Source organism: Blastomonas natatoria (genome assembly GCF_003201955.1).
GTDB classification, from domain to species: Bacteria; Pseudomonadota; Alphaproteobacteria; order Sphingomonadales; family Sphingomonadaceae; genus Blastomonas; species Blastomonas natatoria.
On record NZ_QJJM01000009.1, the window covers coordinates 41590 to 61192 of the forward strand.

Below are 19603 nucleotides of genomic sequence, written 5' to 3' on the forward strand. Positions count from 1 at the left end.
TTTTGATCGAGTAAGCGCCCATGCACCTGTTCGAAGCCCTGGTTGTCCTCCACGTCATCTGCGGGGCGACCGGGCTGATCGCGTTCTGGGTGCCGATCGCTGCGCGCAAGGGCGGGCAGGCGCATCGAAAATGGGGGCGGGTGGCAACGCTGGCCTTTATCGGCGCCGGGATATTGGCCATCGCGATGGCGCTGCTGTCGCTTTACGGGCCGGAAAAGCGGCTGCCGATGATTACCGACCGGGTTCTGTTCGATGGGCTGTTCGGCTGGATGATGCTCTATCTCGGCATGCTGACCATCGGCTTTGCGGTCTATGGCCTCGCCGTCGTCCGCCACCGCGCCAACCGCGTGGCCCTGCGCGCGCCGCATTATCTCGCGCTGTTCGGTGCTGTGATCGCCTCGGCTGCCTGGTGCGGCTATTATGGCATCATGATCGGTCAGCCGCTGATGGCTGCGCTCGCCGTGGTCGGGCTGACGGCGGTGGCCACGCAGCTATTCTATGTCTGGCGGCCCAGCGCCCCGCCGCGCGCGCATGTGCCCGAGCATTTCCGCGCGCTGCTCGGCATGGGCATATCGGCCTATACCGCCTTCCTCTCGGTCGGGCTGATCCGGCTGGTGCCCGACCATGTCTTCAACCCGCTGATCTGGGCGGTGCCGAGCATCATCGGGGTGAGCCTGATCATCCGCTATACACTTGCCAACCGGCCGAGGGCGGGCAGCGCGACCAAGTCCGTGCAGCGGCGGCAGGCATAGGGGAGTGCGCGCGTGAAGGACTGGATCGTCAACAATCTGGGCATCATCGAAATGCTGATGTCGGGCGTGCTGGTGCTCGGCTTCTGCGCCTGGCAGTATTGGAGCGTCAGCCGGCCCGACAAGGGGGAATAGGGGGCAGTGTCCACATCCGCTCAGCCTGAGCCTGTCGAAGGCCACGGCAAAAGGGTTGCCCAAAGCTCTTCGTCATTCCCGCGAACGCGGGAATCCCGCTTCATCCTCGACGCTTGAGCAGCAAGCGGGACCCCCGCCTCCGCGGGGGTGACGATGTGCTATGCCGAACTGTCTGGCGCGGGGCCTTGGACAGGCTCAGGCTGAGCGGCCGTGGGGTGCAGGGGGGCTTGACGGGTTGCCTGAAGCGCACCGAGCCCGGCCTCGCCCCCTACCGTTCCTTCTTCTTCGTCGGCGCGTTGAAATCCGCCGGTTTGCCCGCGACCCAGGTCAGGAACTTGGCGATCTCGGGATGGTGACGCAACGCCTCCACATCCTCGCCGATCCGGCCCAGTTCGGCATTGGTGAAATGCGCGTGGATGGTACGGTGGCAGATCGGGTGCACCGCCACGCGCGCCTTGCCGCCTTTCGATTTGGGTACGGGATGGTGCCATTCGATCAGCTCGCCAAGGTCGCGGCCGCACAGCCAGCAGGGTTCGGGCGGCGGGGCGGCGGCTTCATCCTCATCCTCTTCCCAGGCGCGGCGTTTGGGCATTATCAGGTCAATCCGCCGTCGGGCCGTTGCCGGGGCCGAGCAGATCGATGACGGCGGTCACCATCGCCTCGGTCGCGAGCGTGATCGATTCGCGCGGCATGACCTTGAAGAACGGGCTGTGATGCGCGGGCAGCGTCAGCTTGCCCGCCCTGGCCGCATCGATATCCGCCTGGGGCGTACCTCCGACATTGAAATACAGGCCCGGCACATCGGTATTGGGCGCGACGAAATAGGCGAAATCCTCTGCGCCCATGCCGGTCTGCGGCTCGTTGGTCAGCAAGGCGGCCTGGCCGAAGCGCCTGGCGAAGGTCTTCGTGATCCGCTCGGTCAGTGGCTTGTCGTTGACCGTTACCGGGGTGGATTCGAAGCCGACCTTCACCTGGGGTAGCTTGTCCTCGGGCAGGCCGTTCAAGCGTCCGACATTCTCGGCAATGCGCTTGATCCCGTCGAGCAGCTTCTTGCGCACCGCATTGTCGTTCGACCGGACGGTAATCTGCAACTCCGCCTTGTCCGATATGATATTGTGCTTGAAGCCCGAGTGGAACGAGCCGACGGTCACCACCCCGGCTTCGAGCGGCGAGATCTCGCGCGAGACCAGGGTCTGCAGCGCCATCACGATTTCCGCGCCCATGACAATCGGGTCCTTGCCCATATGCGGATAGGCGCCGTGCGTGCCCACGCCGAAAATGGTGATATCGACCGAATCCGAAGACGAGGCGGTGAGACCCGGCTGAATCTCGATCTTTCCCGTCGGCGTCCCGGCAGACACGTGGAAGGCGAGCGCATAATCGGGCTTGGGGAAGCGGGTATAGAGGCCGTCCTGCATCATCTTGGCCGCGCCGCCGATGCGCTCTTCCGCTGGTTGCGCGACGAACACCACGGTGCCCTTCCACTGGTCCTTCATCGCGGCGAGGCGGCGCGCGGTGCCGATCATCGAGGTAATGTGCGTGTCATGCCCGCAGGCGTGCATTACCGGCTTTTCGGTGCCATCGATATCGATCTGCTTGACCTTGGAGGCGTAAGCCAACCCGCTGTCCTCGGCGAGCGGAAGGCCGTCCATATCTGCGCGCACCATGATCACCGGGCCGTCGCCATTCTTCATGATGCCGACCACGCCGGTGACGCCGACGCCTTCGGTCACGCTCGCCCCGGCGACGCGGAGTTCGGCTGCGATGATCTTTGCCGTGCGGGTTTCCTTGAAAGAAAGCTCGGGATTGGCGTGGAAATCGAGGAGCAGCTTTTCGAGCTTGGCGTCATAATCGCTCGCCACCGCCTTGCCGAGCGCATCCTGCGCGTGCGCCGCCGGTATGCCCAGCGCGAGCGCCATCGCGCTGCCGATCAGGCCGATAGCCGTGGCTCTGTTCATCGATTTCCCCTTTTTCCCCAAGGCGTTCGCGCGCCGTTTGCACGACTATAACGTGCGGCGCGGGTTAATCTATCGTCATTCCCGCAAAAGCGGGAATCCCGCTTCTGCACGACGGTTGAAGGCTGGCAGGACCCCCGCTTTCGCTGGGATGACAAGGTTCGAGGTTACGGCCGCATCAACAATCAATCCGCCGGACCCACCTTGAATGCGCACAGCTTGTTGCCGTCAAGGTCGCGGAAATAGGCGCCGTAAAAGGCCTGATCGCCCTCGGGGCCGCGCAGGCCGGGTTCGCCCTCGCAGGTGCCGCCCAGTTCGAGCGCCTTGGCGTGGAGCATGTCGACCTTCGACCGCGCATCCATGGCCAGGGCGATCATCATGCCGTTGCCCGCGGTCGCCGGCTCGCCATTATAGGGCCGGGTGATGGCGATGCCCGGCGTGCCCCAGGTGGTGCCGAACAGCGTGAAGCCGTTCTCTTCCATCCGCATCAGTTCGCTGCCGCCCAGCGCGCCGACCAGCCCTGCATAGAAGGTGCGGGCCTTGTCGAGGTCGTTCGATCCGACGGTGACATATCCGATCATGAGCTCTCTCCTGCTGTTCCGGCCCGACTCAGGCCAGTTGCAGATCGCAACCTATCATGGACATGTGTCAAGGCAATGACCTACGGGCAAATCTTCGGCATGTCCGGTGCTGATCCGCACCACGCCCTCGCCCGAGGCCCGGTTTACCCACAAACCTGCGCGCAGGCCATAGGCTTCGCCGGGATGCCCGATCCACACCGATCCGTCAGGCTTCTCGATCCGCTGCACGCCCAGCCCGAAGGCCTGGAAATAGCCGCGATCGTCATCGCCATTGCTGCCGTCGAAGCGCCATTGGGCGCGTGTCAGCTCGGCGAAGGATTCGGGTGTGAGCAGCCCGTCCCCGCCGTTCAGCAGCATCTGGCCGAGCCGGGCGAGACCGCCCGCCGAAATGCGCAAGCCGCCTTGCGGTGCAAAGGCAGAACCGTTCTTTCCGGTCTGGTACAGGTCCAGATCGCAGCGATTGTCGCTGGAGGCCATGGTCGGGCACTGGTCAGGATCGTCGATCCAGTGATCGCGCGCGACGCTGCCGTCCGGGCGATACAGCGTGATGGCGCCGCGCCCTGCACCATCCTTGCATCCGGACCAGTTGTAACAGGCCGGAATGGCAAGCGGTTCGAACACCTCTTCGGTCATGATCCGGTCGAAACGCTTGCCGCTCGCCGCCTCCATCACCGCCGCGATGACCGGAAAGTTGACATTGGCATAGCGGAAATAGGCGCCGGGCGCGTGGGTGGCATCCCAGGCTTCCGGCTTGGCGAGCAGCTCGGCCAGGCTGGCATCGAGCGGGATGAAATAGCCCGCGTCGTCCTTCAGCCCCGATTGATGCGAGAGCAAAAGCCTGAGCGTGATCTTCTGCGTCGGGAATTGGGGATGGACCAGCCGCCAGCCGAGATAGAGCGAAACGTCGCGATCGAGATCGAGCACCGCCTTGTCGACCAGCCGCATCACGGCGACGCCGACTGCGAGCTTGGAGATCGATGCGATCCGCACCGGATCGTCGAGCGTTGCCGCGCGCATCGTCGGGCGATGCGCAAGGCCGGTGACCTTGCCGCGATCGAGCCGGTCGGCGGTGAATTTCAGCTCGATGCGGACATTTTCATCCGATTGCGCGAAGGCGGGGGTGGCGAGCGCCGCTGCTAACATCATCACCAGCATCGTCAATCCCGCGAAGGCGGGAATCCCGCTTTTGCGCCACAGCTGCTCGAAGAAGCGGGACCCCCGCGTGCGCGGGGGTGACGAGGTTGAAGCCATGAACCGAGCAATCAGGCCTTGCACCCACCGATCCGCTTGGCGCTGTTCTTCGCCTTCATGGTCATGCGGCCCATCTGGCCGGAGCTCATGACCATGTCCATCTGCATGTCATAGCTGGTCGAGGTATAGGTGCCGGTCAGCTTGATGTCGCCCTGCTGTCCGGCCTGCTTGCCCTTGCAGGCAATGTCCGCCTTGATCTTGCCACCGGACAGATCGAACGTCTTGTAGCTGCATTCGTCATTCTCGGCCCCGGCAAGGAAATCCGCGCCCGGCTTCTTGGCCTGTTCCTCGGTCAGGCAGTTCTTGGTGGTCTGTACCTGACCCACCATCTGCTTGACCATCGCGCCGGCCATGCCCTTGGCCTCGGGCGGCAGCTTGCTGTCATCAAATTTCACATCGACGATCTCGACCTTGTTTTCCCATTCGCCGGGGCTGAACTTGATCGATTCGGCTTCCTTGGCGATCTCTTCCTTGCTGATCTTGCCGTCGCCATCCTTGTCCGCACCGCCGCCGCTGCACGCGGCCAGCGCCAGCAAGGGAAGTGCCAGGATCGAAACAGTCTGCATCTTCATGGGGAATTCTCCGTTGAGCTAGGGGATGCGCGACCGCATGTCCTTGTTGGCTCGCGACCCTAAAGAGCCTCCTCTGCCAATGCAATCGCATCGCCGCCCTTGCGCCGGTGGCCCCGCCTCCGCATATTTCGTGCCATGGCTGAACTGGTAATCCGACGCGGGCTGGAAGAGCCGCAAACCGATGGCACCTTCGTGCCGCACAAGCCGCAGCGGCCCGAAAAGGCCGAAGGCGGGCGGCGCTTCAAGCTGGTCAGCGAATATACGCCTTCGGGCGACCAGCCGACCGCGATTGCCGAACTGGTCGAGGGCATCAAGGCGCAGGACCGCGACCAGGTGCTTCTCGGCGTCACCGGATCGGGCAAGACCTTCACCATGGCGCAGGTGATCGAGCAGACGCAGCGACCCGCGCTGATCCTGGCACCCAACAAGATCCTCGCCGCGCAGCTATACGGCGAGTTCAAGAGCTTCTTCCCGGAGAACGCAGTCGAATATTTCGTCAGCTATTACGATTATTACCAGCCCGAGGCCTATGTGCCGCGCTCGGACACCTATATCGAGAAGGAGTCGAGCGTAAACGAGGCGATCGACCGGATGCGGCACTCCGCGACCCGATCGCTGCTCGAGCGCGACGACGTGATCATCGTCGCCTCGGTCTCGTGCATCTACGGCATCGGCTCGGTCGAGACCTATTCGGCGATGATCTTCGACATCAAGGCGGGCGAGAGCGTCGACCAGCGCGAACTGATCCGCAAGCTCGTCGCGCTGCAATACAAGCGCAACGATGCGAGCTTCACCCGCGGCAATTTCCGCGTGCGCGGCGATACGCTCGAACTGTTCCCGTCGCATTACGAGGATGTTGCCTGGCGCATCTCGTTCTTCGGCGACGAGGTGGAATCGATCTCCGAATTCGATCCGCTGACCGGAAAGCCCGGCGCGAAGCTTGCACAGGTGCGCGTCTATGCGAATTCGCACTATGTCACCCCGGGCCCGACGATGCAGCAGGCGGCGGCTGCGATCCGCTTCGAGCTGACCGAACGGCTGAAGGAACTGGAAGCTGAAGGGCGGCTGCTCGAGGCGCAGCGGCTGGAGCAGCGCACCAATTTCGACCTCGAGATGATCGCCGCGACCGGAAGCTGTGCAGGCATCGAGAATTACTCGCGCTTCCTCACCGGGCGCCTGCCGGGCGAACCGCCGCCGACCCTTTTCGAATATCTGCCCGAGAACGCGCTGCTGTTTATCGACGAGAGCCACCAGACCGTGCCGCAGATCGGCGCGATGGCGCGCGGCGACCACAGGCGCAAGCTGACGCTGGCCGAATATGGCTTCCGTTTGCCCAGCTGCATCGACAACCGCCCGCTGCGCTTCAACGAATGGGACGCAATGCGCCCGCAGACGGTCAGCGTCTCGGCCACGCCCGGCAATTGGGAGATGGAACAGACCGGCGGCGTGTTCGCCGAGCAGGTCATCCGCCCCACCGGGCTGATCGACCCGCCGGTGGAGATCAAGCCGGTCGAGGAGCAGGTCGATGATCTGATCGCCGAGTGCAAGAAGGTCGCGGCTGCCGGCTATCGCACGCTCGTCACCACGCTGACCAAGCGCATGGCCGAGGACCTCACCGAGTACATGCACGAGGCCGGGATCAAGGTCCGCTACATGCATTCGGACGTCGAGACGCTCGAGCGTATCGAGCTGATCCGCGATCTGCGCATGGGCGTTTACGACGTGCTGATCGGCATCAACCTGCTGCGCGAGGGGCTCGACATTCCCGAATGCGGGCTGGTCGCCATCCTCGATGCCGACAAGGAAGGATTCCTGCGCTCCGAAACCTCGCTCATCCAGACGATTGGCCGCGCCGCGCGTAATGTCGAGGGCCGCGTCATCCTCTATGCCGATCGCATTACTGGCAGCATGGAGCGCGCGCTCAACGAGACCAACCGCCGCCGCGAGAAGCAGATCGCGTACAATACCGAACACGGCATCACCCCGACCACGATCAAGCGCAATATCGGCGATATCATCGCGCATGTGGCGAGCAAGGACAGCGTGCTCGTGGATACCGGCGTCGACGATCGCCCGCACATGGTCGGCCACAACTTGCGCGCCTATATTGAGGACCTCGAAAAGAAGATGCGCGCCGCCGCCGCCGATCTGGAATTCGAGGAGGCCGGACGCCTGCGCGACGAAATCCGCAAGCTGGAAGCGGAGGAACTGGGGCTGCCGGTGGAACAGCGCGTCGCCGCGCCCAAGGGAAGGGCGACCGAGGGCAAGCCGGGCACGCGCAAGATGCGTTATGGGAAGACGCAACGGAAGTTTTGAAGCAATTCGACGCTAGTTGGGGATAAGTTTTGCCCCGGCCATGGCTTTTTTTGTTTATTAGGACTGTTGGGTTCAATCCAACGAGGTCCCTATGGTCAAGCCAGCCAAGCTCTATCAACAACTCGTAGCGTCGCGAGGCGGGATCATCTCGTTTCGTGACTTTGTGCGATTGCTCGAAGCATTCGGTTTTGTTCATGATCGGACTGTGGGCAGTTACCGCCAATATGTTCATCCCCGCGTCCCCCGGTCGCTGCCGGTCCAGCCGGTGGGCAAGGATGCGAAGAAGTACCAGGTGCGCGAGCTGCTTGAAATCGTCGAGGCTTATGGCCTACATATCGAAGAATGACCGAGCCGCGCTATCACATCAATTTGTTTTGGTCGTCGGAAGATGACTGCTGGATCGCGGACGTGCCCGACCTCAAGCCCTGCTCGGCCCATGGTGATACCCGCGAAGAAGCGATCCGCAATATCCAGGACGCCATCGAGGGCTGGCTGGCGGTGGCGAAGGACAGGGGGTTTCCGATCCCCGAGGCGAAATACCGCCCCGCTATTTACGCCGTCCGCGCCGCCTGAAACTCTCAGATTGCGCTCATCAATGTGAATGACTCCGGGCGTAAAAAGCCCAGTGGCAGTACAGGTCCAGTGTCAATAGATTCGGCATCGTAAGGAAGCCGAAATGATATGTTCTTTTGCTCACCGCGAAACTGAGAAAATCTGGCAAGGCAATCGCAGCCGAGACTTTCCAGACGACATCCAGCGCCGCGCCTTGAACCGGCTCAAACTCCTCGATGCCGCAAAATCGCTGAACGACCTTGGCAACCCGCCCAGCAATCGCCTCCATGCGCTGACCGACGACCGTGCAGGGAAGCATTCCATTTTCATTAACAAAAAATGGCGTATATGTTTCGTCTGGAAGGACGGAGACGCGTATGACGTCGAAATTGTCGATTACCACTGACCCGAGCTGGCTTGAGAACGATCATGCCGGGGATTTGCTGGTGTCTGAATTTCTTGAACCGCTCGATATGACCGTCGAAGCTCTGGCCGATGCCATTGCGATGAGCGCAAAGCATATCCGTTCTGTGATCGATGGTGAAAAGCGCATGGATGCCGAACTGGATCTGCGCCTGGGGCGCTATTTCGGAATGTCGGAGGGATTTTTCCTCCGGCTTCAGGACAGTTATGAACTGCTTGAAGCCAAACGGTCGCTCAACGGCGAGCTCGACCGTATCGTCCAGCGCGCCGCCTGAGCCTCTTGCCATCCGCCGTGAAAAGCGGCACGCCATAATGCAGCGGGTTGCACCGTGGTTCCGTCGCTTCTGGCGGGACAAGATGGATCGGATGCGCTCGCATGGCCTTGCCTCTGTTTTCCCGCCTCTGCGTCGGCGCTTTTGCGCTCGCGTCATTGTCCCCTTCCGCCCAGGCCCAGACCCTGTCCGACAAGGAGGGTTATGACTCGCTGCTCAGCTGCGCAGCGTTCTTCTCCGCAGCAGCAGCGGTGACCGAGGACGACAAGCAGACCAGCGACCAGGCGACCGAACTGGCCACCGCGTTCATGACCGGTGCGGTGCTGCTTGCGCCGGGCAGTGACAGCGCCAGGGCGGAAAAGGCGCTAGAAGAGCAGGCACAGATCTTTGCGGTTGCCATGATCTCCGACGACAAGGCGATGACCAAGGATCTCGAAGGTCTGGCCGACAGTTGCGGCACGCTGGGCGAGAGCTATCTGCCCGAGGTGATTGCCCGCGCTGGCCAGTAGAATGGTCAGCCGACCAAGCTGGTCAGCGTATCGACTGTCAGGACCTGGGGCAGGATCACCGGCTCCCGGCCAGGCGCATACCAGACATAGAGCGGCACGCCGGAGCGGCCCTGCGCCTCGAGATAACGGCTGATCTCGGCGTCGCGCCGGGTCCAGTCGCCCTCCAGCACCGCCACGCCCGCCTTTTCGAACGCCGCTGCGGTCGCCTCGCGCTGGATCGCGGCGGCCTCGTTCGCCTTGCAGGTGATGCACCAGTCGGCGGTGAAATAGGCGAAGACCGGCTTGTTGGCGGCGCGCAATTGGGCGAGCTTCGCCTCGCTGAACGGCTGGGCGGGAAGGGTAGCACTGGCGGCGCGGGCCGATCCGCCTGGTGCGGCGTTGGTCGGCAGCGCGACGATGGCGGCGACCGCCACCGCCAGCGAGGGAGCCAGCGCGATCCAGCCGCTCCTGCCCGCGCCCTGCCGAGCGCCCAGCCACCACAGCAGCAGCGCCAGCGCCATCGCGGCGGCGAGACCGAACAGCACCCCGTCATTGCCGGTCTGCTGGCCGAGCAGCCAGACCAGGGCAAGCGCGGTGAGGAACATCGGCACCGCCATGATCCGGCGGAAGCTGTTCATCCATGCGCCAGGACGCGGCATCATCCGCCGCAATGCGGGAACGAAACCGATCGCGAGAAAGGGCAGCGCAAGGCCGAGCCCAAGCCCCGCAAACACCAGCAGCGCGGCAGGCCAGGGCAGGACGAGAGCTGTCCCCATCGCTGCGGCCATGAATGGCGCGGTGCACGGCGTCGCGACGAAAGCGGCGAGCGCGCCGGTCCAGAACGATCCCGCTGCGCCGCCCTTTGACGCCAGGCCCGAGCCGGCGGAAATCGTGCCGAAATCGAACAGCCCCGCAAGGTTGAACGATATCGCGGTGACCAGCAGCAGCAGCGCAAGGATGATGCGCGGATCCTGCAACTGGAAGGCCCAGCCGATCTGCTCCCCGCCAGCGCGCAGCGCGAGCAGCAGTCCGCCCAGTGCGAGACACACCAGCACGATGCCTGCGGTATAGGCCAGCGCATCGCGCCGCGCCGCGCGTTCGTCGCCGCCCGCCTTGGCCAGGCTGATCGCCTTGAGGCTGAGGATCGGGAAGACGCAGGGCATGATGTTGAGCAGCAGTCCGCCGAGCAGCGCGCCGCCCAAAGCGGTGGCGAGCAGCGCCCACATATTGCCATCCGCTGGAGAGCCCGAAACCTGATCATCGATCCGGGTGCCGCCGGGAGCAACCGCGCCCGGCTTCGCCACCAGATCGAGCCCCATATGCTCACCAATGCGCAGCACGCCGCCGATCTCTGCGGCATCGGTGCCCGCGACCTCGGTCTCGACGATCAGCCGGTCGCCATCGCGGAAGAAGCTCTGCGGCGCGCTGTAGCGCAGCGCCTTGTCGGTTCGCGCGAAGAAATGCGGCGCCTGGATCGCTCCGGCGCCGGGGAAGGGGATGGCGATGCGCAGCAGCTTGCCGTCACGCGCGAATGTCGCCTCGGAGCCGAGTGGCGCAGGCAGGCGCTGCCGCCAGCTGTCGAACCGGGCACGCGCAGCCTTGTCGATCCCGCCCCGGCCCACGGTCAGGCTCGTGGTCAGCGTGGCGCTTTCTGGCACGCATATCTCGTCGGTACAGGCCAGCCAGTCGGCCTTGACGCGGATTGGCAGGACCGTGCCGGGCGCGAGCGCGGGATCGAGCTTCAGTGCGACCAGTGGCGCATAGGGGCCTTCATAGACATGGTTCATCAGTCCGGCGATGATCAGCGTCTCGGGCACGGGATAGCGAAGCTCGGCAACCGTCACACCATTCGGCAGCGTCCATTCGAGCGTCATGCCGAGCCCGGCATCGCCCGGATTTTCCCAGTAACCGTGCCAGCCTTTCCTGGGCGCCATGGCAAAGGCGAGGTCGACCGTGCTGCCCGGCGCGGGCTCTGCGCTTTCGGCGACCAAGGATGCGGCTATGTTGTTGGGTCCGCGCTGGAGCGGCTGGGCTGAGGCGGGCAGGGCAAGTCCCAGCAGCAAGATAGCCCAAAGCGTCCGGAAAACAGCCAACATCATCGCCGCCATGTAGAGGGTTTGCCGGCCAAAACCAATGGCCGTTCGGCGGACGTTTCGTTTTGCTGACAGGTGCGGTTACCGCTGGTCGTAGGCGCTCAGACCCTTGCCCAGGCGGTTCTCGCCCAGAGGAATGCGGTCCCGGCTCCAGTTGGCGACGAACCAGGTGTCGCGTTCCACGCCCGGGGCGAGGCTCGCGTCATTGCCGTAGACCTGCAGACCGGCAGAGCTGTAGGAACGGCCCTCGGCGGCCACCGCGATGAACGCCGACCAGTTTTCCTTGTTCTGCCCCTGCACGAAGATGTTGCGGGTGATCTCGCCGCTCGCGCCGCCGGGCAGGTCGATCATGTAGTTGGTGCCATTGCCCTGGCTGTCGTCGAAGCTTGAATCGGTGATCGAGACCTGCGCCGCGCGGCTCTTCACATAATGGCCGCCTTGGCCGCGCTCGAAGCGCGAGCGGGTGACCGTGAGCGATCCGTAATCGCCGATATAGATCGAATGGGCACAATCCGATGCGCAGATGCCGAGGCCCGAAAAGCTCGACTTGTCGATGACGATCCGTCCGCCGGGATTCTGGGCGGTGAGGATGCCCTGCTGGCTGTTACGGAAAAGGCTGTTGAACACGCTGAGATCGCCCCATTCCAGCCTGATGCCGGCGCCATTCTCATCGGGCACGCCGATATTCTGGAAGATAAGCCCTTCCACGCGCGCGCTGCGCCCACGCAGCACCAGCGTTGCCTTGCCTTCGCACACTCCGCCGTCGAAGATCGCAGTGCCCGGCGTCGCCGCGCGATAGGTGATGTTGCCGGCCTCCTGCACCGCGCAGTCGCGCCAGATGCCGGGCGCGACCTCGATCGTGCCGGTGCCGCCGCCGATCCTGTTCACCGCATCGGACAGCGATTTATAGCTCTTGCCCGTTTCGGCAATGCGATAGGGTGTGGGGCGCTGTTGCGCGAACAGGGGCAGGGCGCTGATCAGCGCGATTGCCGCGACAAGGAGAATGCGAAGGGCGGTCATGCGTGGCCAGATACCATGCAGCGTGTGCAAAAGCCTGCGATTAGAGGGTTAACACGGCCCCCGTCCCGTCAGGGGACAGGCGCAGGGCCATCGGTTACCGGATCGGATCGGCGCTTGCGGCCATAGACCAGATCGAACAGCGGCGAGGCCATGAAGGTCGTGACGATCGCCATGATGACCAGCATCGAAAACAATGCCGGGCCGATGATGCCGCGCTGCAGGCCGATATTGATGATGATCAGCTCCATCATCCCGCGCGCGTTCATCAGCGCGCCGATCGCCATGGCGGTGGCATTGTCCTGTCCGGTGATGCGCGCTGCGGCATAGCATGCGACGCCCTTGGCCAGGATCGATGCGGCGAGGATTCCCATGGCGATGGCGAGCAGTTCGGCATTGTTGACCACCGTCAGCTGCGTGTTGAGCCCCGAATAGGCGAAGAACATCGGGATCAGCAGCACCATGATGATCGGTTCGAGCTGGCGTTGCAGCTCGTTCGACAACAGCCCGCGCGGCATGCAGATGCCGAGCAGAAAGCCGCCGAGCACTGCGTGGATACCGATATAGTCCATGGCAAAGGCGCAGAGCATGAACAGCACCAGCACGGCGGCGAGCATCGAATGCGTCACTTTGCCGTCGCGCTCGGTGATCCGGCCCAAAGGTGACAGCAGCCTGCGCCCGAAGATCAGCATGAACGCGGCAAAGCTCGCCCCGCCGACGATCGCCTTGATCGCGACGCCAGGCCCGTCGCCGAAGCTTGCCAGCACGATCGCCAGCACCGTCCAGGCGGCGGCATCGTCGATCGCGCCTGCGGACAATGTCAGGCTGCCGAGCTTGGTGTCGGTCAACCCGCGCTCGTGGATGATGCGGGCCAGCATCGGGAAGGCGGTGATCGCGATGCACGCGCCCAGGAACAGTGTCGCCTGGAACTGGTTGACGTCGCTCGCGAACAGCCCGGGCACGTTCTGCAATCGCGGCGCAAGCAGAATCGCGACGATGAAGGGCACCGCCATGCCGGTAAACGACACCGCCGCCGCGCTGGTAATCTGCGCGCGAAAATGGTCGGAGCGAAAGCCCAGACCGACGAGGAACATGTAGAGGCCGACGCCCAGCTGTGCGCAGACGAACAGCACGTTCTTGGTCTCTGGCGGAAAGATCGCGACCTGAAGATTGGGCAGGACAAAGCCGAACAGCGAGGGGCCGAGCAGCACGCCTGCCATCATCTCGCCGACCACCTGCGGCTGGCCCAGCCAGCGCCGCACCGCATAGCCGACGAGGCGGCAGGTGCCGATGATCAGCGCCATCTGCAAGAAGAAATAGGCGCTGAGTTCCGATGGTGTCACGCGCGTCTGGCCCCCGGGGGCGGATTTCGCAGCGCCCCCTCATGCCGCGATGTTGCGGTATAAGGGGGCAGAGTCAATCGCGGACGATCAATCCAGATTGGGACGCAGCCAGCGCCGTGCAGTGTCGAGATCGACCCCGCGCCGTGCGGCATAGTCGGCAAGCTGATCCTCGCCGATGCGTGCCACACCGAAATAGGCGCTTTCCGGATGGCCGAAATAGAAGCCGCTCACCGCTGCGGTCGGCAGCATGGCAAAGCTCTCGGTCAGCGTGATGCCGGTGGCGTCGGTTGCTTTCAGCAGGTCGAACAGCACCGGCTTCTGGCTGTGATCGGGACAGGCGGGATAGCCCGGTGCCGGGCGGATGCCGCGATACTGTTCCCTGATCAGCGCCTCGTTGGTCAGCTGCTCGCCCGCCGCATAGCCCCACAGGGTGGTGCGGACATATTGGTGCAGCCGCTCGGCAAAGGCTTCGGCGAGACGGTCGGCCAGCGCTTTCAGCAGGATGTCGTTATAATCGTCATGCGCCGCCTTGAAGCGTTCCAGATGCTCCTCGATGCCATGGCCTGCGGTCACCGCGAAGCCCCCGATCCAGTCGCCTGCCGGATCGATGAAATCAGCGAGGCACATGTTCGCGCGGCCCTCGCGCTTGGCGATCTGCTGGCGCAGGAAGGGCATGCGAACCTCGCTGCCCGCAGCTTCGATGACTACATCGTCACCCTCGCGGCGGCACGGCCACAGCCCGACCGCGCCCTTGGCGGTCAGCCATTTCTCGGCAATGATCCGGTCGAGCATCGCATTGGCATCGGCGAACAGCGAGGTCGCGCTCTCGCCGACGATCTCGTCCTCCAAGATCGCGGGGAAATTGCCCGCGAGCTCCCAGGCGCGAAAGAACGGGGTCCAGTCGATGCATTCGCGCAGGTCCGCCAGGTCCCAGTCCTCGAACACGTGGACACCAGGCTGAACCGGCGCGGGGGGCTTCTGGTTCATATCCGCGACGAAGGCATTGGCGCGCGCGACATCGATCGGCGACAGGTCATTCTGTCCCTTGTTCGACCGTGCGAGCCGCACTGCCTCATATTCCTCGGCCACCTTGGCGATGAACGGTTCGGCCAGCGTGCCGCTGACCAGGTTGGAAGCGACGCCGACTGCGCGGCTGGCATCGAGCACGTGCACCACTGGGCCTTCGTACGCCGGTGCGATACGCAACGCAGTGTGGACCTTGGACGTGGTCGCACCGCCGATCAGCAGCGGAATGCGCATGCCGGCCTTCTGCATCTCCTCGGCCACCGTCACCATCTCGTCGAGCGAGGGGGTGATCAGGCCCGACAGGCCGATAATGTCTGCCTGGTTGTCGTTCGCGGCCTTGAGGATGTCGTGCCAGGGCACCATCACACCCAGATCGACCACCTCATAGCCGTTGCACTGCAGCACAACGCCGACAATGTTCTTGCCGATGTCGTGCACATCGCCCTTCACCGTCGCCATGATTATCCGGCCCTTGCCCTTGGCATTCGGGTCCTTTTCGGCCTCGATATAGGGGAAGAGGTGTGCGACCGCCTTTTTCATCACGCGCGCGGACTTCACCACCTGCGGCAGGAACATCTTGCCCTCGCCGAACAGGTCGCCGACGACGTTCATGCCGTCCATCAGCGGGCCTTCGATCACCTCGATCGGGCGCGCGGCGGCGAGCCGGGCTTCCTCGGTATCCTCGACGATATGCGCGTCGATGCCCTTGACCAGCGCATGCTCGAGCCGCTTGACCACGGGCCAGCTGCGCCATTCGGCGGCTTCCTTCTCGGCCTTCTCGTCCTTGCCGCGAAAGGTCTCGGCGAGCGTGATCAGCTTTTCGGTGGCGTCCTCGGTGCGGTCCCAGATCACGTCCTCGCACGCTTCACGCAAAACGGGGTCGATATCGTCATAGATGTCGAGCTGGCCGGCATTGACGATGCCCATGTCCATGCCTGCCTTGATCGCGTGGTACAGGAACACGCTGTGCATCGCGCGGCGCACCGGCTCGTTGCCGCGGAAGCTGAACGACAGGTTGGAGACGCCGCCCGAGATGTGCACGTGCGGGCAGCGCTGCTTGATGTCGCGGCAAGCCTCGATAAAGTCGATGGCATAGCGGCGATGCTCGTCGATGCCGGTGGCGACGGCAAAGATGTTCGGGTCGAAGATGATGTCTTCGGGCGGAAAGCCGATGCCGGTGAGCAGCTTGTAGGCGCGCTCGCAAATCTCGACCTTGCGTTCCCGCGTATCGGCCTGGCCGACCTCGTCGAAGGCCATGACCACGACCGCCGCGCCATAGTCCATGCAGATGCGGGCGTGCCTGAGGAATTCCTCCTCGCCTTCCTTCATGCTGATCGAATTGACGATCGGCTTGCCCGAGACGCATTTCAGCCCGGCCTCGATCACCGACCATTTGGACGAGTCGATCATGAACGGCACGCGCGCGATATCGGGCTCGGCGGCGATAAGCTTGAGATAGCGCGTCATCGCGGCGTGCGCGTCGAGCAGGCCTTCGTCCATGTTGATGTCGATGATCTGCGCGCCGCTTTCGACCTGCTGGCGCGCGACCTCGACCGCCTCTTCATAGCGGTCTTCCATGATCAGCTTCTTGAACCTGGCCGATCCGGTAACATTGGTGCGCTCGCCGATATTGACGAACTGGGCGGTGCTCTGGGTCATTTTTCAAACTTTCGCCCCCTCCCCGTCGCAGGGAGAGGGTTGGGAGAGGGGAACATGCGGAGAGGGTTCGGTGTTGCCCCCTCTCCCTTCGCCGCTACGCGGCTCTTCCCTCTCCCCTGAAGGGGAGAGGGCGCTGGTTCGTCAAGCCGCCATGGTGAACGGCTCCAGGCCCGACAGGCGCGTCTGGACCGGCAGCGTCGGGATGGCGCGCGGCGGGGCGCTGGCGACGGCGCGGGCGATCGCGCCGATATGGCCCGGCGTGGTGCCGCAGCAGCCGCCGACGATGTTGATAAGGCCATCCTCGAGCCACTGGCCGATCAGCTTTGCGGTATGCTCGGGCAGCTCGTCATACTGGCCAAGGTCATTGGGCAGCCCGGCATTGGGATAGGCCATGATCAGCGTGTCCGCCTGGCGCGCGAGCGCGGCCAGGTGCGGGCGCAGCAGGTCCGCGCCGAACGAGCAGTTGAGGCCCACGGTGAGCGGCTTGATGTGGCGAACGGCATGCCAAAAGGCCTCGACAGTGTGGCCGGACAGGTTGCGGCCGGCCATGTCGGTAATGGTCATGCTGAGCATGATCGGCACCTCGCGGCCCGCAGCCTCTGCCGCATCGCGCGCAGCCATCGCGGCGGCCTTGGCATTGAGCGTGTCGAAGATCGTCTCGATCAGGATGAAATCGACCCCGCCTTCGACCAGCGCATCGCACTGTTCGCGATAGACGTCGCGCATCGTGTCGAAATCGACCTCGCGATAGCCGGGATCGTTCACATCGGGCGAGAGCGACAGCGTCTTGTTGGTCGGGCCGATGGCGCCTGCGACGAAGCGGGGCCTGCCGTCGCGCGCTTCGGCGGCATCGGCTTCCTCGCGCGCCACCCGGGCGGATTCCACGTTGATCTCGCGCACCAGATGCTCGGCACCATAATCGGCCTGGCTGATGCGGTTGGCGCTGAACGTGTTGGTCTCGATGATGTCCGACCCCGCGTCGAGATAGGCGCGGTGAATGCCTGCGATGACCGACGGACAGGTCAGCGCGAGAATATCGTTATTGCCCTTCTGATCATGGGTGAATTCGATGCCGCCGCGGAAATCGGCTTCTTCCAGCCGGTGCGCCTGGATCTGGGTGCCATAGCCGCCGTCGAGCATCATGATGCGCGTGGCGGCGATGGACTTGAGCTTTTCGGCGGGGCTCATGCGGCATTCTCCTGAAGCACCGGGGCGGCGGCTGCCTTGGGGGCACGCAGGCCCAGCAGGTGGCAGATCGCAAAGCTCAGCTCGGCGCGGTTGAGGGTGTAGAAGTGGAAATGGCGCACGCCGCCCGAATAGAGACGGCGGCACATTTCGGCAGCGACCGTGGCGGCGACAAGCTGGCGCGTGGTCGGGTGATCGTCCAGCCCTTCGAACAGGTCGTTCATCCATTGCGGAATCTCGGTGCCGCAGGCGCCGGCGATCTTGCGCGTGGTAGCGACATTGCTCACCGGCAGGATACCCGGCAGGATCGGCGCGGTGATCCCGGCCCGGGTATAGGCATCGCGGAAGCGGAAAAAAGCTTCGGGCGAAAAGAAGAACTGGGTGATCGCCTGGTCGGCACCGGCATCGAGCTTGCGCTTGAGATTGTCGATGTCGCTGTCTGCGCAGTCGGCATCCGGATGCGTTTCGGGATAAGCAGCGACCGAAATCTCGAACGGGGCTACCTGCTTGAGGCCCTTTACCAGCTCGGCTGCGTTGGCATAGCCCTTCGGGTGCGCGACGAATTTCTCGCCCATGCGCGGCGGGTCGCCGCGCAGCGCCACGATATGGCGCACGCCGGCATCCCAATAGCTCTGCGCAATGGTGTCGATCTCGTCGCGGGTCGCATCCACGCAGGTGAGGTGCGCCGCAGCGGGAATCGCGGTTTCGGAGGCAATGCGCGCAACCGTGGCATGGGTGCGCTCGCGCGTCGAACCGCCCGCGCCATAGGTCACCGAGACGAATTTGGGGCCAAGCGGGGCGAGCGTGGTCAGCGTGTCCCACAGGGTCTCTTCCATCTTCTCCGTCTTGGGCGGGAAGAATTCGAAGCTCACCTCGACGTCTCCGGCCAGCCCCGCGAACAGCGGAGTACCCAGCGCTTCGCGCGCTTCGGCCAGTTGTTTGAGCGAGAGGGTCATGCGGCAGCCTTTCTGGGCGTTTCGGGTGTTCGGGAATGGGGGTGAATGCGGGCAGGCTCGCCGCGATGCTGCCCCAGCCAGATCTTGACGGTCAGCGTGCCGCCAGAAAGGCTGCAAGTTTCGGCCAGATCAAACCCGGCATGGGCGAGCAATGCCGTCATCGCTTCATCGCTGAACCCTAGCCGGGCATGCGCGTCGCGCTCGCGCAATTCCTCCAGCGCATGCGCGGCAAAATCGACGATCGCGATATGGGCGCCGGGAGCGGCAACCCGTCCTGCCTCATCCAGCACCGCCTGCGGGTTCTGCGCATAATGCAGCACCTGGTGCAGCAGGATGGTGTCCGCTGCGCCATCGGCCAGCGGAAGCGCGTAGAAATCGGCCTGGATCAGATCGACCGTGCCGCCCTGCATGTGCTGCAGCTTGGCGCGGGCCAGGCGAAGCATTTCCGGGCTGCGGTCAAGCGCCGTGCTGTGATCGGCAATCGGCCCGAACAGTTCGATCATGCGGCCCGTGCCGGTACCGATGTCGAGCAGGCGACCCAGCGGCCGGTCGCCGATCAGTGCAGCCAGCGCAGCCTCCACCTCTGCTTCGGGCAGATAGAGCGAGCGGATTGCGTCCCATTCTCCCGCGTGCTGCGCAAAGAAGTCGGCCGCGCGCTGATCGCGGACGCTGCGAATCGCATCGAGCTGAGCGCGGTCGCTGGCATGCTGCGCGCAAAGCGTCTCGCCCACGGCATCTTCACGGCGCAGAAAGGCATCGAGCAGCCGCGCAGCCTCATGATCGCGGCGGGGAAGGGCAGGACGCAGGAAGACCCAGCTTCCTTCCTTGTGGCGCTCTGCAAGGCCTGCCTCGGCCAGAATGCGCACATGCCGCGAAACGCGCGGCTGGCTCTGTTCGAGCACCTGCGCCAGTTCGCCCACCGAAAGCTCCATCACCTGCAACAGCAGCATGATGCGCAATCGGCTGTCGTCCGCCAAAGCCCGGAAGAGAGTTCCCATGTCCATGCGGCATCATATAAAGAATTCTTTAT

At 64.0% G+C, this 19603-nt stretch carries 19 protein-coding genes; 7 read left to right on the forward strand and 12 right to left on the reverse strand.

The genetic code is table 11. From position 1 onward, the window contains the following. The first annotated feature begins 20 nt into the window (after nucleotides 1–20). Nucleotides 21–752: a hypothetical protein gene (locus C7451_RS12365; protein ID WP_110299287.1), complete on the forward strand. Its 732-nt coding sequence runs from the start codon at nucleotides 21–23 to the stop codon at nucleotides 750–752. A 400-nt stretch (nucleotides 753–1152) separates the two neighbouring features. On the opposite strand, the gene C7451_RS12370 is transcribed toward C7451_RS12365, so the two are convergent. The 5 genes from C7451_RS12370 to C7451_RS12390 all read right to left on the reverse strand — a co-directional run bounded on the left by C7451_RS12370 (nucleotide 1153) and on the right by C7451_RS12390 (nucleotide 5243). Continuing rightward, nucleotides 1153–1476 (reverse strand): HNH endonuclease, encoded by a 324-nt coding sequence (locus tag C7451_RS12370; RefSeq protein ID WP_208625209.1) that lies wholly within the window; start codon nucleotides 1474–1476, stop codon nucleotides 1153–1155. Between the two features lie 7 nt (nucleotides 1477–1483). Beyond that, nucleotides 1484–2842, reverse strand: a complete 1359-nt coding sequence (locus tag C7451_RS12375) for an amidohydrolase (RefSeq protein ID WP_167398532.1) — start codon at nucleotides 2840–2842, stop codon at nucleotides 1484–1486. Between the two features lie 182 nt (nucleotides 2843–3024). Next, nucleotides 3025–3420: a VOC family protein gene (locus C7451_RS12380; protein ID WP_110299288.1), complete on the reverse strand. Its 396-nt coding sequence runs from the start codon at nucleotides 3418–3420 to the stop codon at nucleotides 3025–3027. Nucleotides 3421–3474: 54 nt separating this feature from the next. Then, entirely contained in the window at nucleotides 3475–4566 is a 1092-nt protein-coding gene (locus tag C7451_RS12385) for a serine hydrolase domain-containing protein (protein WP_244181870.1), read from the reverse strand. Nucleotides 4567–4682: 116 nt separating this feature from the next. Further along, nucleotides 4683–5243: a DUF3617 domain-containing protein gene (locus tag C7451_RS12390; RefSeq protein ID WP_110299290.1), complete on the reverse strand. Its 561-nt coding sequence runs from the start codon at nucleotides 5241–5243 to the stop codon at nucleotides 4683–4685. A 135-nt stretch (nucleotides 5244–5378) separates the two neighbouring features. Here C7451_RS12390 and uvrB point away from each other — a divergent pair, with 135 nt between their 5' ends. The 6 genes from uvrB (at nucleotide 5379) to C7451_RS12420 (ending at nucleotide 9315) form a co-directional block, all read left to right on the forward strand. Then, nucleotides 5379–7559 (forward strand): excinuclease ABC subunit UvrB, encoded by a 2181-nt coding sequence (gene uvrB, locus C7451_RS12395; protein ID WP_110299291.1) that lies wholly within the window; start codon nucleotides 5379–5381, stop codon nucleotides 7557–7559. Between the two features lie 91 nt (nucleotides 7560–7650). After that, a complete protein-coding gene (locus C7451_RS12400) occupies nucleotides 7651–7905 on the forward strand; it encodes a type II toxin-antitoxin system HicA family toxin (protein ID WP_110299292.1) in 255 nt (84 codons plus the stop codon). Beyond that, nucleotides 7902–8132 (forward strand): type II toxin-antitoxin system HicB family antitoxin, encoded by a 231-nt coding sequence (locus C7451_RS12405; RefSeq protein WP_110299293.1) that lies wholly within the window; start codon nucleotides 7902–7904, stop codon nucleotides 8130–8132. Before C7451_RS12400 ends, C7451_RS12405 begins: the two co-directional genes overlap by 4 nt. Before the next feature lie 103 nt (nucleotides 8133–8235). Continuing rightward, a complete protein-coding gene (locus C7451_RS12410) occupies nucleotides 8236–8517 on the forward strand; it encodes a type II toxin-antitoxin system RelE/ParE family toxin (RefSeq protein ID WP_110299294.1) in 282 nt (93 codons plus the stop codon). A 40-nt stretch (nucleotides 8518–8557) separates the two neighbouring features. Next, the gene (locus C7451_RS12415; RefSeq protein ID WP_341866629.1) at nucleotides 8558–8809 is read left to right on the forward strand and encodes a HigA family addiction module antitoxin; all 252 of its coding nucleotides are present in this window, start codon (nucleotides 8558–8560) and stop codon (nucleotides 8807–8809) included. 101 nt (nucleotides 8810–8910) lie between these two features. Then, nucleotides 8911–9315 (forward strand): hypothetical protein, encoded by a 405-nt coding sequence (locus C7451_RS12420; RefSeq protein ID WP_110299296.1) that lies wholly within the window; start codon nucleotides 8911–8913, stop codon nucleotides 9313–9315. 5 nt (nucleotides 9316–9320) lie between these two features. Here the strand turns inward: C7451_RS12420 and C7451_RS12425 are convergent, their stop codons facing one another. From C7451_RS12425 to C7451_RS12455, 7 genes are all read right to left on the reverse strand, one after another. After that, nucleotides 9321–11390 carry a protein-disulfide reductase DsbD family protein gene (locus tag C7451_RS12425; RefSeq protein ID WP_425266484.1) on the reverse strand — a complete coding sequence of 690 codons (2070 nt, stop codon included), beginning with the start codon at nucleotides 11388–11390 and terminating at the stop codon, nucleotides 9321–9323. A gap of 78 nt (nucleotides 11391–11468) precedes the next feature. Beyond that, nucleotides 11469–12407 (reverse strand): right-handed parallel beta-helix repeat-containing protein, encoded by a 939-nt coding sequence (locus tag C7451_RS12430; protein WP_110299297.1) that lies wholly within the window; start codon nucleotides 12405–12407, stop codon nucleotides 11469–11471. Between the two features lie 68 nt (nucleotides 12408–12475). Then, the gene (locus C7451_RS12435) at nucleotides 12476–13747 is read right to left on the reverse strand and encodes a cation:proton antiporter (protein WP_110299298.1); all 1272 of its coding nucleotides are present in this window, start codon (nucleotides 13745–13747) and stop codon (nucleotides 12476–12478) included. 87 nt (nucleotides 13748–13834) lie between these two features. Continuing rightward, nucleotides 13835–16432 (reverse strand): methionine synthase, encoded by a 2598-nt coding sequence (gene metH / locus C7451_RS12440; protein WP_110299299.1) that lies wholly within the window; start codon nucleotides 16430–16432, stop codon nucleotides 13835–13837. A gap of 141 nt (nucleotides 16433–16573) precedes the next feature. Further along, on the reverse strand, nucleotides 16574–17620 hold the full coding sequence (locus C7451_RS12445; protein ID WP_110299300.1) for a homocysteine S-methyltransferase family protein: 1047 nt from the start codon (nucleotides 17618–17620) through the stop codon (nucleotides 16574–16576). Further along, a complete protein-coding gene (metF, locus tag C7451_RS12450; RefSeq protein WP_110299301.1) occupies nucleotides 17617–18573 on the reverse strand; it encodes a methylenetetrahydrofolate reductase [NAD(P)H] in 957 nt (318 codons plus the stop codon). The genes C7451_RS12445 and metF overlap by 4 nt, the downstream gene beginning before the upstream one ends. Further along, nucleotides 18570–19577: an ArsR/SmtB family transcription factor gene (locus C7451_RS12455; RefSeq protein ID WP_110299302.1), complete on the reverse strand. Its 1008-nt coding sequence runs from the start codon at nucleotides 19575–19577 to the stop codon at nucleotides 18570–18572. The genes metF and C7451_RS12455 overlap by 4 nt, the downstream gene beginning before the upstream one ends. Nucleotides 19578–19603: the final 26 nt, after the last annotated feature.

Excerpts from the sequence above, each read along its gene's own strand:
- C7451_RS12365 (WP_110299287.1), top strand. The coding sequence starts at position 21 with ATGCACCTGTTCGAAGCCCTGGTTGTCCTCCACGTCATCTGCGGGGCG.
- C7451_RS12370 (WP_208625209.1), bottom strand. The coding sequence starts at position 1,476 with ATGCCCAAACGCCGCGCCTGGGAAGAGGATGAGGATGAAGCCGCCGCC.
- C7451_RS12375 (WP_167398532.1), bottom strand. The coding sequence starts at position 2,842 with ATGAACAGAGCCACGGCTATCGGCCTGATCGGCAGCGCGATGGCGCTC.
- C7451_RS12380 (WP_110299288.1), bottom strand. The coding sequence starts at position 3,420 with ATGATCGGATATGTCACCGTCGGATCGAACGACCTCGACAAGGCCCGC.
- C7451_RS12385 (WP_244181870.1), bottom strand. The coding sequence starts at position 4,566 with ATGATGTTAGCAGCGGCGCTCGCCACCCCCGCCTTCGCGCAATCGGAT.
- C7451_RS12390 (WP_110299290.1), bottom strand. The coding sequence starts at position 5,243 with ATGAAGATGCAGACTGTTTCGATCCTGGCACTTCCCTTGCTGGCGCTG.
- uvrB (WP_110299291.1), top strand. The coding sequence starts at position 5,379 with ATGGCTGAACTGGTAATCCGACGCGGGCTGGAAGAGCCGCAAACCGAT.
- C7451_RS12400 (WP_110299292.1), top strand. The coding sequence starts at position 7,651 with ATGGTCAAGCCAGCCAAGCTCTATCAACAACTCGTAGCGTCGCGAGGC.
- C7451_RS12405 (WP_110299293.1), top strand. The coding sequence starts at position 7,902 with ATGACCGAGCCGCGCTATCACATCAATTTGTTTTGGTCGTCGGAAGAT.
- C7451_RS12410 (WP_110299294.1), top strand. The coding sequence starts at position 8,236 with ATGATATGTTCTTTTGCTCACCGCGAAACTGAGAAAATCTGGCAAGGC.
- C7451_RS12420 (WP_110299296.1), top strand. The coding sequence starts at position 8,911 with ATGGCCTTGCCTCTGTTTTCCCGCCTCTGCGTCGGCGCTTTTGCGCTC.
- C7451_RS12425 (WP_425266484.1), bottom strand. The coding sequence starts at position 11,390 with ATGTTGGCTGTTTTCCGGACGCTTTGGGCTATCTTGCTGCTGGGACTT.
- C7451_RS12430 (WP_110299297.1), bottom strand. The coding sequence starts at position 12,407 with ATGACCGCCCTTCGCATTCTCCTTGTCGCGGCAATCGCGCTGATCAGC.
- metH (WP_110299299.1), bottom strand. The coding sequence starts at position 16,432 with ATGACCCAGAGCACCGCCCAGTTCGTCAATATCGGCGAGCGCACCAAT.
- C7451_RS12445 (WP_110299300.1), bottom strand. The coding sequence starts at position 17,620 with ATGAGCCCCGCCGAAAAGCTCAAGTCCATCGCCGCCACGCGCATCATG.
- metF (WP_110299301.1), bottom strand. The coding sequence starts at position 18,573 with ATGACCCTCTCGCTCAAACAACTGGCCGAAGCGCGCGAAGCGCTGGGT.
- C7451_RS12455 (WP_110299302.1), bottom strand. The coding sequence starts at position 19,577 with ATGGACATGGGAACTCTCTTCCGGGCTTTGGCGGACGACAGCCGATTG.